Raw genomic sequence first — 12,817 nt, 5'->3', positions numbered from 1 at the left:
GATCGCCGGAGGGCACCCATGGCCGCCACCTCGTCCACCCCGGCCCCCGCGATCGGCGGTGCCGGTACGCGACCGGACGGCGCCGCACCGGCGGCCGGGCGTCGTCCGACGGGGCTGGGCGTCCTGCTGTCGCTCGTCTCGTTCGCGACGTTCGGCACGTCGGGCGTCTTCGCCTCGGCGCTCCTCGCCGCAGGCTGGTCGTCGGCGGGGGCGGTCACCGCCCGGGTCGGCGTCGCCGCGCTCGTGCTCACGGTGCCGGCGCTCGTCTCGCTCCGCGGCCGGGCGCACGTGCTGCGCCGGTCGTGGCGCCCGGTGGTCGCCTACGGCGTCGTCGCGGTCGCGGCCTGCCAGGTGGCCTACTTCAACGCGGTCTCGCACCTCGACGTCGCCGTCGCGCTGCTGCTGGAGTACCTCGGGACGATCCTCGTCGTCGGCTGGATGTGGCTGCGGCACGGGCACCGGCCCACGCTGCTCACGGCGCTCGGTGCCGCGCTCTCGGTGTCCGGTCTCGTCCTCGTGCTCGACGTCCTCGGCGCGGTCCGGGTGGACGTCGTGGGTGTGCTCTGGGGGCTCGGCGCCGCCGCCGGCCTGGCCGCGTTCTTCGTGCTGTCGGCGCACTCGGACGACGACCTGCCCCCGATCGCCATGGCCTGGGGCGGGCTCGCGATCGGCGCCGTCTGCCTGCTCCTCGCCGGGGCGGCGGGCGTCGTCCCGCTGTCGGCGCCCCGGGTCGACGTCGAGTTCGCCGGGCGCACGATGAGCTGGGTCTGGCCGGTACTCGGGCTCTCGCTCGTCGCGGCCGTCGTCGCCTACGTCGCCGGCATCACCGGCACGCGGATCCTCGGCGCCCGCTTCTCGTCCTTCCTCGGCCTCACCGAGGTGCTCTTCGCGGTGCTCTTCGCGTGGCTGCTGCTCGACCAGTCGCTCACCCCGTTGCAGCTCGTCGGCGGTGCCGTCATCCTCGCCGGGGTCGGCGTCGTCAAGTACGCCGAGAACGCCTGACCAGCAGGATCCGCCCGACCCGCCGGGGTCAACCGCCCTCGCGCAGCCGGCGCGGGCGGCCCTGCCGGTGCCCGGCGTCCGCGGACCGCGCACCGGCCATCTCGGCGGCGATGCCCTCCTGCTTCTCCCAGGAGCCGTAGACCCCGCCGCGGGTCGTCAGCGTCGCGAGCGCGCGCCGGGTCGGGGCGTCGAGCCGGCCGGGCGGCTCGTTGCGCCACGGGGTGCCCGGCAGCGGCATGAAGGTGTGCGCGTGGATCCGCGCGCCGAGCGCGGTGAGCCGGTCCATGAGGGCGACGGTCTCTAGGGCCTGCGGCCCGCCCTCGCCGGGCATCCCGAAGATGATGTCGACGTTGGGCCGGAACCCCTCCTGGACGCACAGCCGGACGGCGTCCTCGACGACGGCGGCGCCGTGGCCGCGCCCCGACAGCGCGAGGACGTCGTCCGAACCGGACTGCGCCCCGACGATGACGTCCCGGTTGTGCACGTGCTTCTTGAGCATCCGCAACGCCTCGACGCTCACGTGCTCGGGTCGCAGCTCGCTCGGGAACGACCCGAAGAACACCCGCCCGCCGGGGCCGATCTCGTCCCGGCACGCGGCGAGCAGCTCCTCGACGGCGTCGAGGTCCGGCTCGTCACCCTCCGAGCCGTAGGACAGCGACGTCGGCGTGACGAACCGGACGTCGCGCAGCGCGCGCCCGCGCATGACCCGCACGCTCTCGCGCACCGAGTCGACGCTGCGGTGCCGGAACCGTGCCGAGAACATGAACGGCGTCTGGCAGAATTTGCATGCGTACACACATCCGCGGGTGATCTCGATCGGGCTCGTGAGGTTGCGGGTGTGCGGGAACGCCGGGTAGTGGTCGAGCGGACGACGTTGCGCCGCAGGGCCTTTGACGAGCCGGCCCGCCGGGTCGTCAACCCGGTCCAGGTGCGCCGTCCCGGCCAGCCCGCGGTACTCGGCCCCGGTCGCGACCGCCTCGACGAGGGTCACGAACGTGCCCTCGCCCTCGCCGACGGCGACGGCGTCCCAGCCGGACCGCAACGTCACCAGCGGTTCGGCCGTCGCGTGGACACCGCCCGCGACGTGGACGACCCCGTCGCCCGGGCCCTCGGGCACCGCCGCCCGGACCTGAGCGAGCTCGGCCGCGGCCGCCGGGAAGTCCGGCGAGTAGAACGACCACACCGTGAGCACCCGGCGGCCCGCCGCGACCCCGGCGCGGACGACGTCCGTGAGCTCCTCGACGCTGCGCGCCAGGTGCAACTCGTACGGCACGCTCGGCGGCTCCACCTCGAGCGCCGCGAGCAGCGCGTGCACCCCGTACGTCTGCCCCTTGCGGTAGCGGACGACGAGATCGAGGACGGCGCCGGGCACCGGCACAGGCTACGTCGCCTGGGCCGGGTGACGAACTACGCCACAGCCTTGGGCAGACCCCCACAGAGCGATCCGGACGATTTGCACGATAGAGCCGGGACGATATGCACGATGATCTTTGGACGATTTGTTCGGTAGTGGTGGGACGATCTGCACGGTACAGGATAGGCTGAGCGCGTGAGACTCGCGCTGACCAGGCATGTTGTGCGGGATGCCCGCTCCGTCCTGGACACTCTGTTGATGGACGAGCCGGCCGTCCTGCTGGAAGGCCCTCGCGGTTCCGGGAAGTCGACTCTGATCCGCGAGATCGCCGATACCCGCTCGGCGAAGGTGATCGACCTCGACGACGACGCCGTTCTCAGCGTCATCCGGGAAGACCCCTTCACGGCGCTGCAGTCGGAAGGGCTCGTGGTGATCGACGAGTTCCAGCGGGCCCCGTCGGTGCTCTCGGTCGTCAAGCGTGTCGTCGACCGCACGGGCGAGCCGGGACGATTCCTGCTGGCGGGATCCGTGGGCGCGCGCCTGCTCCCGACCGGGTCGGAGACGCTGACGGGTCGAGTGCATCGCCTGTACCTGCCTCCCCTGGCCGTGGCCGAGGTACTCGAAGGAGGAGAGCGACTGCTCCCGGCGCTGCTCGGGTCGGAGCCCCCGGTGGTGACCAGTTCCTTGTCGCGCGCCGACTACTTCGATCTCATCGTGGCCGGTGGCTATCCCGCCGCACTACGTCGGGCGACCCCCAACCTCCGCAGTCGCTGGTTCGCCAGCTACCTCTCGTCCGTCGCCGAGCGCGACCTACCGCAGCTGTCGGATGTCCGACACCCCGGCGCCCTTGCCCGGCTGTACCGACTCGTGGCGCAGCAGACCTCCGGAATCCTGAGCCGCAGCGCCGTCGCGGAGCAGCTGGCGATGGGACGCACTGCCACATCGGCATATCTCGACCTGCTGCAGCACGTGTACCTGATCACGGAGCTGCCCGGCTGGACCATCGGCGTCTCCGCCAAGGAGGGCCGGCGGCCGAAGGTCCATGTCACCGATACCGGGCTGGCGGCGGCAGCCATCGGCATGGACGCAGGCCGCCTGGCGTCGGGAGGAATGGCCGGGGCGTTCATGGAGAGCTTCGTCCTGGCTGAGATCTCCAAGCAGCTGTCGACCGTCGACGAACCCTTGACGCTGGCGCACTTCAGAGACCGCTCGGGCGTCGAGGTCGATCTGCTGGTCGAGCGTGCGGACGGCCGGGTCATCGGCATCGAGGTGAAGACCGCGACGTCCGTCAACGAGGCGGACGCCCGGGGACTCAAGTTCCTTCGCGACAGGCTCGGCGACCGCTTCCACGCTGGGATCGTGCTGTACACGGGACCCCTGACCGGTCGTCTCGGTGAGCGCATCTGGGCCAGCCCGGTGTCCGCGTTGTGGGGCGGCGATCATGAGGTGGGCGAGTGACTCCGGGGGTGGTCGATGCCTTGGCGGCCAGGCCCTATCCCGGTCGCGTGTGCCTCACCGGCCGAACCGGCGACGGGACGTTGTTCTGGGCTTATGCACTCACCGGGCGGAGCACGGCTTCCCAGGCGCGGATCCTCGTGGAGTCATCCAACGGCGACGTCGAGGTACGCGATGCGCGTGGCGGAGTCGCGCCGGACGCGCTGCGACACTACGTCGCTCTTGCCCGTCGAGCCGACTGGCTCGTCGTCGGCAACGGTGACCACGTCGTCCCCTTGTGCGACAGTCTCGCCAGAGGTGTCAGCATCGGCGACGCCAGCGCAGTGCCGACGTTCGAACCCGATCCGCCGATCTACACGCCGCGCATCTGGCTGGCTGTCCGCACCGGTTCTGACGTGACCTCCCTCGGGTGGGTTCGTCGGGCCGCTGACGGACACGGGCATCGAGGGATCGTGGCGGTCGAGGAGTTCGAACCTGGATTCGGTGTTCTGCTCACCACGTATGACGGATCAGCCACCGAGGTACGGACCTCGGCGGTGCCCACGGAGATCAGCGTGGCGGCGTGGGACATCGGAGCTCTGGAGCAGGAGCTGTGGGGCGCGCTACCCGCGGACCTGCGCATCGCACGCCTTGTCACGTCACTGCGGGAGACCCGTCTGCTGACCGGCACGTGACGGGCGATGTTCGCCTCAGCCCCGCGCGACCGCCCGCGCCACGAGCGCGAGACCACGCCACAGCAGCCGCTGCGGTGCGTCCGGCAGCCCTGCGAGCGTGAGCGAGTAGTCGTGGTCGGCGTTGATCCGGGCCATCTCCAGGATCGACGGCCGCCCGCCCGACGCCGCGAGCGAGGTCAGCTGCGCGAGCAGCGGGCCGGCCGGGCTCTCGACGGTGCCGATGAGCGCCGGGCCGGCGAACGGGTTGGAGAACGCGTGGGTCATCCCCGGCGGCACGGTGACCGACTCGCCCGCGAGGAGCTCGCGCCGCTCGCTCCCGACCCGCACGAGCAGCCGGCCCTCGTGCACGGTGAACGTCTCGGACTCGTTCCGGTGCCGATGGGCCGGCGGGCCGGAGAGCCCCGGCGGCAGCCACGCGGTGAACCTCAGGTCCGGCGCCGTCCGCTCGATGGTGAGGACCTGCCCGTCAGGGAACCGTAGCTCGGTCATGCCCCAGGCTCCCGCAGCCCGGTCGGGCGCGCCCGTGCGCATGCACCCGCGGACGACGTCAGCCCGGCTCGACGAGCGCCTGCGCGTACCGGGCCACGGACCGCTGGTACCGCGGAAGGTGCGGCGCGAGCGCGGTGAGCGCCACCGTGAGCGCCTCACGCTCCCGGCCGACGTCGACGAGGGTGAGCGCGAGGAACGCCGCAAGGGCGTCGTCCAGACCGTCCGAACCGTTGTCGCGCTCGGCGAGCAGCAGCGCGAGGCTCTCGGGCGACCGGTGGAGGTTGCGCAGCGAGCTGGCGAGCTGGATCACGGCACGCCGCCGCCGGACGCCGGTCAGCCCGGCCGCGAGCGCCTCGCGGTAGAGCGGGACGGCGCGGTCGCTCTGCCCCGTCGAGTCGAAGGCGCAGCCGCGCTCGAAGGCTGCGACACCGTCGTCCGCGGTGCGCTCGGCGACCACCTCGTCCACCCGGGCCCGGAAGGCCTCCTCGCCCTCGGGGTCGTCGTCCGCGACGTCGTCGAGCGACACCCACACCTCGGCGAGCCGCTGCTCCCACCGCGCCTGCTCGACCCAGGCCCGCGGGTCGAGCTCGAAGAGGATCTCGAGCCCGTCCTCCTCGTCCCACTGCTCACCGACCTGCGCGAAGCCGAACGACTGCGTCAGGGCGTTCGACGCGACGTTGTCCGGGCTGATCGACGCGCGGACGACGGTGACCCCCGGCTCTGCCGCGGCCCGTCGCACGAGCGCCTCGAGCGTGGCGCGGGCGTACCCGCGGCGGCGCAGCGCGGGGTCGATCTCGTAACCGACCTCGACCATGCCGCGCTCGTCGGGCTGCCCGTGGAACCCGGCCTGCCCGACGACGGTGCCCGTCCGCTCGTCGACGACGACGCCGGTGACCCACGGGCCGTCGTCCGGGGTCTTGGCGACCTGCTCGCTGCGGACGGCCCAGATCTGCCGCCAGCCGGGGTCGAGGCAGACCGGGCCGAGCGGCACCGGGCTCGCCTCGTTCGCGGCAGCCAGGTCACCGGCGGCGAGGGCGTCGAGGACGGCGGGCGGCAGGTGGACGACGCGGACCTGCTGGCTGGGGGACGGCACCGAGGGATTCTGCCAGCCGCGCGTCGGGAGGGCCCGCAGCACGCGCTTCACTCGAACCGGCTGACGTCCCCCGCCCCGACCCGGACGACCTCGACGCCGTCGGAGAGGTCGACGACCGTCGTCGGCTCGGTGCCGCAGTCGCCGGAGTCGAGGACGAGGTCGACGACGTGGTCCAGCTCCTCCTTGATCGTCCAGCCGTCGGTGAGCGGCTCCTCCTGGTCCGGCAGCAGCAGGGTGCTCGACAGGAGCGGCTCACCGAGCTCGGAGAGCAGCGCCTGGACGACGGTGTGCTTGGGGATCCGGACGCCGACGGTGTGCTTCTTCGCGTGGAGCAGCCGGCGCGGGACCTCCTTCGTCGCGGGGAGGATGAACGTGTACGGCCCGGGCGTGCACGACTTCACGAGCCGGAACGCGGCGTTGCCGATGTTCACGAGCTGGCCGAGCTGGGAGAAGTCGGCGCAGACGAGGGTGAAGTGGTGCCGGTGGTCGAGCTTGCGGATCTCCCGGATCCGCTCCAGCGCCCGCTGCTCGCCCATCATCGCCCCGAGCGCGAAGCACGAGTCGGTCGGGTAGACGATGAGCCCGCCCCCGCGCAGCACACGGACCGCCTCGGCGATCGCACGCGGCTGCGGGTTGACGGGGTGGACGTCCAGGTACTTGGCCACACGGTGATTCTGCTCCTGTGCGTGAGGCCTGCTTGTCGGACCCTCGTCCTAGGGTCTCCGCATGACGAACGAGACGACGACGGACGCCGGGGCGACCTCAGGCGCACCCCTCAGCGGCGAGCGGGCGGACCTGCTCGACACCCTGCGCAAGCACCGCTTCTTCCTCACGTTCCCGGCCCGCGACCTCACCGACGAGCAGGCGGCGGCGACCCCCACGGTGAGCGCACTGTGCATCGGCGGCCTGGTCAAGCACGTCGCCCGGACCGAGGCCTCGTGGGCCGCCTTCATGCAGGGCGACACCTCGGCCCTCGGCGGCAGCGACGAGGCCGGGTACGTCGAGCACGCGAACAGCTTCCGGATGCTCGAGGGCGAGACCCTCGCGGGCCTGCTCGCCGAGTACGCGCGGGTGGCCGCCGCGACGGACGCGCTCGTCGCGACGATCGACCTCGACGCGAGCACCCCGCTGCCGCCCGCGCCGTGGTTCGAGCCCGGTGCACGCTGGACGGCGCGCCGGGTCCTGCTCCACATCGTCGCGGAGACCGCCCAGCACGCCGGGCACGCCGACATCGTCCGCGAGGCGATCGACGGGGCGAAGAGCATGGGGTGAGCCGCTGCCGGCGGTGCCGCGACTACCCCGTCGCGAGATGGCGGTCGGCGGCACCGAGGACGAACCGGACGAGGTCCGCCCGCTCGTCGACGTCACCGGCCGTCGCCGAGGCGGCCTCCCGGTAGGGCAGCGCCGTGAACCCGCTGCGCACGAGCAGAGCCCCGGCGTACGTCGCGGCGACCTCGGCGTGCTCGATCGCCGTCCCCGTGCTGCGCACGCCGTCGGCGTACGCCGGGACGACCGCGCGCTCGACGTCCGGCAGCGCCGACGCCGGGAGCAGACCGGCGTGGGCGAGGCCGACGACGAGCTGGGAGAGATCGAACCCCAGCGGCGCCGGGGTCTGGAAGCCGATGTCGATGACGACGAACCCCGCCGGGTCGGCCGCCGGGACGAGCAGGTTCTGCGGGCTCGCGTCGCCGTGCGGCATGCCGTGCCGCAACGTCGCGAACCGGGCCAGCACCCCGGGGACGAGCGGGCGTGCGGCGCGGAGCCCGGCCCGCACGTCGGGGTGCCGGGCGAACGCCGGCAGCGACCAGACGGCGTCGTCCTCGAGCGCCGCGAAACCCTGCGGCTCCAGGGCGTTCTCGACCCACATCCGCAACCCGTAGTCCGGTTCGAAGGCGGTCGTCGCGAGCACCTCCGGCTCGCACATACGGGCGTTGAAGGCCCCGAGCAGCCACGCCGCCCGGGCGTAGCGGTCGACGTCCCAGGGGACGTCGGCGACGTCGACGTCCTCCATCCAGACCGCGACCCGGTCGTCGCCGAGGTCGACGACCTCGTAGAGCCGCGGCACCCGCAGCCCTGCGGGCAGCCGGTCGACGAAGTGCGGCCGCCAGGCCGCGAGCTCCTCCGACCACGGGAAGAACGCGACGAAGTGCGCCGCCTCCGCCGGCGGCAGGAAGCGCAGGTAGGGCCAGTGCCGGACGTGCTGGAGGACCTTGACGAAGACGCGGGCTCCCCCGCCGCGCAGCCGGAGCAGCCCGCCGGTGGCCGGGGACCCGGGGGCGTACGGGACGGTCTCGAGAGCGACCGCCGCCTCGTCGACGTCGTGCCCCAGGACGTCGGCGAGGCGGCGGCCCGCAAGGAGGTCGGCGAGGGTCCAGCCGCTCGTGGTGGTGGTCATGGTCCCGCTCCCGCCTGACCGAGGACGCCGATCAAGTACTAAGGTAACCTTGGCATCATCGAAAGTAAGGGAACCTTATGAATGCCGTCAAGGGCTCCGGCGCCGACCCCGACGACCACGTGTTCGCCCTGCTGGACCACGCGCTGCGCCGGCTCCGGGCGGACGTCCAGGCGCACATGGCCCGCGCGGCGGCCGGCGGGCCGGACCTGCCCGACCTGTCGACGCTGCGCACCTCGCAGCTGAGGCTGCTCACGCTGACACCGGACGACGGCCTGCGGGTCGGCGACCTCGCCGCGCGGGCCGGCATGACGGCGCAGGCGCTCGGGGAGTTCGTCCGGAGCCTGGTCAGCGGCGGGCTGCTCACCGTCGAGCCGGACCCGCGCGACCGGCGGGCCCGCGTCGTCCGGCGGACGGCGTCCGGCCGGGCCGTCGCGCAGGCGACGGAGGACGGCATCCGGGCCATGGAGCAGGAGTGGGCCGAGCGGCTCGGGGCGGACCGCTGGGACGCCATGCGGGCGGTGCTGGGCGACATCGCGCGGGGCTGACCCCGGCCGGGCTACCGGGCGCCGCGGCGCAGCCGCGCCAGCCGCGTCCGCAGCGGCCGGGGGAGCACCCGGCGCAGCAGCCGACGGGTCGTACCCCGCCCCCTGCCGGTGACGGTCGGCTCGTCGTCCTGCGTGAGCTTCCAGTAGGGCGAGCGCCGGACGGTGCTCGCGTCCGGCTTGTAGTACGGCTTGGCGAGCGACAGGTGCGGGCGCTCCCAGGCGATGTCGCGGCGGACGACGCGCGCCGGGACCCCGGCGACGATGCAGTTGTTGGGGAAGCGGCCCTTGACGACGGCGTGCATGCCGACCACCGAGCCGTCCCCGATCGTCGTCCCTGCGAGGAGCACCGCACCCCAGCCGACCCAGACGTGGTTGCCGACCGTGATCGGCCGGGCGGGGTTGGCCCGGCGGCCGGTCCGGACGTCGAAGATCGGGTGCCCGTCGTCCGCGCGCACCTCGACCCCGGTGGCGAACATCACGTCGTCGCCGACGGAGACCGTCACCCCTTCGACGGCGGAGAACCCGACACGCGACGTCGCGGACACGTTGTGCCCCAGCACGATCCGCGCGTCCTGCCCGACACGCATGTTCGCCCGCAGGGCGGGCACCCCCGCGCTCGACCCGATCTCCACGAGGCCGCCGTCGCAGTCGAACTGGACGCTCAGGTCCGCCAGCCGCATGGGCAACGTGAGCACGAGCCGGTTCTCTCGCCCGCTGAACAGCACCCTGAACCGCGCCCCGGCGGACGCGGCGAGCGCAGCGTCGTCCGGAGGGGGCGCTGCCAGGCCGTCGGCGGAACGGAACTCGATCGTGTTGCCGGCGTCGTCCGCATAGGGCCCGAGCACCGTCACGGTGGTTGCCATCATGAGCAAACTAGACTCGCCCGGGTGACCCGCCACCGGACGTACGACATCTGCGTGGTCACTGCGGTGCACGACGTGGCCCGCTACCTCCCCGACTTCATCGCCTCCCTCGAGGGCCAGCGCGACGTCCCGCTCGACCGGATCCAGGTCGTCGCGGTCGACGACGGCTCGAACGACGACTCGCTCGCCGTCCTCGAGCGGTGGGCCGCACGGACCACCCTCGGCGTCACCGTGCTCAGCAAGCCGAACGGCGGCCAGGCGAGCGCGCGCAACCTGGGCCTGGAGCACGCGGCGGGCGAGTGGGTGACGTTCACCGACCCCGACGACACCCTGGCCCCCGACTGGTGCGCCCGGGTCCTGTCCTTCGCGCGCGCCCACCCCGGTCTCGAGCTCGTCGCGACCCCGTACTGGATCCTCGACGACGCCACCGGCCGCGTGACGAACACGCACCCGACCCGGCGGCGGTTCGCCGGGCCGGACCGGGTCGAGGACCTCGACGGGACCGGCACGTTCTTCGGCTCGGCGAACGCCGGCCTCTTCCGCCGGGACCGGCTCGTCGAACAGGGACTGCGCTTCGACGAGCGGATCCGGCCGAACTTCGAGGACGGCCACTTCACCGCGCTCTACCTGCTCGGCTGCCCGACCCGCCGGGTCGGGTTCGTCGGCTCGGCGCACTACCGCTACCGGCGCCGGTCGGACGGCACGTCGACGCTCCAGCAGAGCCTCGTGCAGCCGGCGCGGTACACGACCGTCCCGCGGCTGGGGCTGCTGCCCACCCTGGAGGCGGGCGCCGCCGCGACCGGCGGCCGGCCGCCGGCCTGGGTGCAGAACATCGTGCTCTACGAGCTCTCCTGGTACTTCACGTTCGAGTCCCAGGACGGCCGACCGAGCGCTGCCGTCGGGGAGGTCGGGGAGGAGTTCGTCGGGCTCCTGCGGCAGATCCGGACCCTGCTCGACGACGACGTCATCGCCCGCTGGGACGCCCGGGAGCTGTGGCCGCAGTGGCGCCAGATCCTGCGGCACGGGCTGCTCGACGAGCCGTGGCACAGCCCGCGCGCGGTCGTCGAGCAGACGGACGACGAGCAGCGGCTCGTCAAGGTCGTCACCCGGTTCACCGGGCCGGAGCCGCAGACGTCGTACCTCGCCGGCGGTGCGCCGCTCACCCCCGTGCACACGAAGCTGCGCACGCACGTGTACTTCGGGGCCACGCTCCTGCGCGAGCGGATCGCGTGGCTGCCGCAACGGGCCGGCATCACCGTGCGCGTCGCGGGGGTCGAGGCGGAACCTGCGCACGCGTGGGAAGGCCCGCCGCCCCGGCGCCCGGCCCGACCCCGCGGGCTGCGTGGCGCGGCCCGCCGCGTCGGCTCCGTCGCCGGGACGCTCCACGCGGAGCCGCGCCGGGTGCTCGGAGCCGCCCGCGCCCGGGTGCGGGGCGCCGTCCTCACCCGGCTCGTGCGGACGGCGCCCGTGCGGGCCCGGTACGCCGACGCGTGGGTGCTCATGGACCGGTTACGCAACGCCGACGACAACGCCGAGCGGCTCTTCGAGTACCTGCGCGAGCACCGGCCGGACGTCAACGCCTGGTTCGTCCTCGACCCGGGCAGCCACGACTGGGCCCGGATGCGCGCGACCCACGGCGAGCGGGTGGTCGCCTACGGGTCCCGGCAGTGGCAGCTGCTCATGTTCAGCTGCCGGCACCTGATCTCCTCGCACGTCGACGTCCCGATCCACCGCCCCCGCAAGATCATGTGGGCGCTCGGCGGGCGGGAGCCGCAGTGGCGGTTCACGTTCCTCCAGCACGGCGTCATCAAGGACGACGTCTCCGCCTGGCTCAACCCCAAGGCGATGGACCTGTTCGTCACGAGCACCCAGCCCGAGCAGGACTCGATCGCCGGCGACCGGACGCCCTACGTGTTCACGACCCGGGAGGCCCGGCTCACCGGACTGCCCCGGTTCGACCGGCTCCGCGCGATCGCCGCCTCGCTCACGCCCGCGGACCGCGACCTCGTCCTCGTCGCACCGACCTGGCGCTCGGGCCTCATGGGTCCGTTCGCGCCGATCACCGGCGACCGGAAGGTCCGCGCCGACTTCCTCGACACCGAGTACGCGAAGGCCTGGCTCGGCGTCCTGCGGTCCCCGGAGCTCGAGGCCGTCGCGCGGGAGCACGGTCTGCGCATCGGCTTCCTCCCGCACCCGCAGCTCCAGCAGATCCTCCCGACCCTGGACCTGCCGTCCCACGTCGAGCCGCTCACCTTCGCCGGCGGCGGTGCGCAACGCCTCTTCGCCTCGGCCGCCGCACTCGTCACCGACTACTCCTCGATGGCCTTCAACGCCGCCTACGTCGACCGCCCCGTCGTCTACTTCCAGTTCGACCGCGACCTCGTCCGGGCCGGCGGGCACCTCGGCCGGGCGGGCTACTTCGACTACGAGCGCGACGGCTTCGGCCCGGTGACGCTCACCGCCGACCAGACCGTGGCCGCGGTCGCCGAGATCGCGGCCCGCGGCTGCACGCCGTCCGAGGAGTACCTCAAGCGCATCGAGGAGACGTTCGTGCTGCGCGACGGCCGCTGCTGCGAACGCGTCACCGCGGCGATCGAGGCCCTCACCCGCCCTGCCTGCTGATCGTCGACCGGGCCGGGCCGCGCAGGCGACCTCCGTAGACTGAGGGTGTGGAACACCCCGTACCGGACATCTCGATCGTCACCGCCGTCTACGACGTGGCCCGCTACCTGCCGGACTTCTTCGCCTCGCTCGAACGGCAGCAGGGGGTCGACCTGTCGCGCGTCGAGATCGTCGCGGTCGACGACGGGTCCACCGACGACTCGCTCGAGGTGCTCCACCGGTACGCGGCGGACTTCGAGGCGCACGGCATCCTGCCGATGACGGTGCTGACGCAGGCCAACGCCGGTCAGGGCGCGGCCCGCAACCACGGCATGGAGCACGCCAC

At 73.2% G+C, this 12,817-nt stretch carries 13 protein-coding genes; 7 read left to right on the top strand and 6 right to left on the bottom strand.

Annotation, left to right across the window (positions count from 1 at the left end; all coding sequences use genetic code 11):
• Window positions 1-18 precede the first annotated feature (18 nt).
• Window positions 19-1,002 carry an EamA family transporter gene (locus tag ECOMGDLI_RS06705; protein ID WP_088315359.1) on the top strand — a complete coding sequence of 328 codons (984 nt, stop codon included), beginning with the start codon at window positions 19-21 and terminating at the stop codon, window positions 1,000-1,002.
• Between the two features lie 28 nt (window positions 1,003-1,030).
• On the opposite strand, the gene ECOMGDLI_RS06700 is transcribed toward ECOMGDLI_RS06705, so the two are convergent.
• Complete coding sequence (locus tag ECOMGDLI_RS06700) at window positions 1,031-2,374, bottom strand: TIGR04013 family B12-binding domain/radical SAM domain-containing protein (RefSeq protein ID WP_198954622.1); 1,344 nt, start codon at window positions 2,372-2,374, stop codon at window positions 1,031-1,033.
• Window positions 2,375-2,551: 177 nt separating this feature from the next.
• Between ECOMGDLI_RS06700 and ECOMGDLI_RS06695 the strand changes: the two genes are divergently transcribed.
• Complete coding sequence (locus tag ECOMGDLI_RS06695) at window positions 2,552-3,814, top strand: ATP-binding protein (protein WP_088315355.1); 1,263 nt, start codon at window positions 2,552-2,554, stop codon at window positions 3,812-3,814.
• 47 nt (window positions 3,815-3,861) lie between these two features.
• A complete protein-coding gene (locus ECOMGDLI_RS06690; RefSeq protein WP_158220921.1) occupies window positions 3,862-4,485 on the top strand; it encodes an IMP cyclohydrolase in 624 nt (207 codons plus the stop codon).
• A gap of 15 nt (window positions 4,486-4,500) precedes the next feature.
• On the opposite strand, the gene ECOMGDLI_RS06685 is transcribed toward ECOMGDLI_RS06690, so the two are convergent.
• From ECOMGDLI_RS06685 to ECOMGDLI_RS06675, 3 genes are read right to left on the bottom strand one after another with little or no spacing between them, the layout of a single operon-like run.
• Window positions 4,501-4,974: a cupin domain-containing protein gene (locus ECOMGDLI_RS06685; protein ID WP_158220920.1), complete on the bottom strand. Its 474-nt coding sequence runs from the start codon at window positions 4,972-4,974 to the stop codon at window positions 4,501-4,503.
• Between the two features lie 58 nt (window positions 4,975-5,032).
• Window positions 5,033-6,067 carry a tetratricopeptide repeat protein gene (locus ECOMGDLI_RS35290; RefSeq protein ID WP_198954621.1) on the bottom strand — a complete coding sequence of 345 codons (1,035 nt, stop codon included), beginning with the start codon at window positions 6,065-6,067 and terminating at the stop codon, window positions 5,033-5,035.
• 47 nt (window positions 6,068-6,114) lie between these two features.
• Window positions 6,115-6,732: an L-threonylcarbamoyladenylate synthase gene (locus ECOMGDLI_RS06675; RefSeq protein WP_088315349.1), complete on the bottom strand. Its 618-nt coding sequence runs from the start codon at window positions 6,730-6,732 to the stop codon at window positions 6,115-6,117.
• A gap of 61 nt (window positions 6,733-6,793) precedes the next feature.
• On the opposite strand from ECOMGDLI_RS06675, the gene ECOMGDLI_RS06670 reads away from it, so the two are divergent.
• The gene (locus ECOMGDLI_RS06670; protein WP_088315347.1) at window positions 6,794-7,339 is read left to right on the top strand and encodes a DinB family protein; all 546 of its coding nucleotides are present in this window, start codon (window positions 6,794-6,796) and stop codon (window positions 7,337-7,339) included.
• Between the two features lie 22 nt (window positions 7,340-7,361).
• Here the strand turns inward: ECOMGDLI_RS06670 and ECOMGDLI_RS06665 are convergent, their stop codons facing one another.
• Entirely contained in the window at window positions 7,362-8,462 is a 1,101-nt protein-coding gene (locus ECOMGDLI_RS06665) for a hypothetical protein (protein ID WP_088315345.1), read from the bottom strand.
• A 77-nt stretch (window positions 8,463-8,539) separates the two neighbouring features.
• Between ECOMGDLI_RS06665 and ECOMGDLI_RS06660 the strand changes: the two genes are divergently transcribed.
• Entirely contained in the window at window positions 8,540-9,007 is a 468-nt protein-coding gene (locus ECOMGDLI_RS06660) for a MarR family winged helix-turn-helix transcriptional regulator (RefSeq protein ID WP_088315342.1), read from the top strand.
• Between the two features lie 11 nt (window positions 9,008-9,018).
• Here ECOMGDLI_RS06660 and ECOMGDLI_RS06655 read toward each other — a convergent pair whose 3' ends face one another.
• Entirely contained in the window at window positions 9,019-9,873 is an 855-nt protein-coding gene (locus ECOMGDLI_RS06655; RefSeq protein WP_198954620.1) for an acyltransferase, read from the bottom strand.
• Window positions 9,874-9,894: 21 nt separating this feature from the next.
• Here ECOMGDLI_RS06655 and ECOMGDLI_RS06650 point away from each other — a divergent pair, with 21 nt between their 5' ends.
• The gene (locus ECOMGDLI_RS06650; RefSeq protein WP_088315340.1) at window positions 9,895-12,492 is read left to right on the top strand and encodes a CDP-glycerol glycerophosphotransferase family protein; all 2,598 of its coding nucleotides are present in this window, start codon (window positions 9,895-9,897) and stop codon (window positions 12,490-12,492) included.
• Between the two features lie 47 nt (window positions 12,493-12,539).
• Window positions 12,540-12,817: glycosyltransferase (locus tag ECOMGDLI_RS06645; protein WP_143447550.1), on the top strand; the 278-nt coding region annotated here is incomplete at its 3' end.

The organism is Kineosporia sp. R_H_3, from assembly GCF_002198675.1.
In the GTDB taxonomy this organism is placed as follows: Bacteria; Actinomycetota; Actinomycetes; order Actinomycetales; family Kineosporiaceae; genus R-H-3.
Note: the sequence above shows the minus strand (reverse complement) of the source record. Positions and strands in the feature narration are given on the sequence as shown.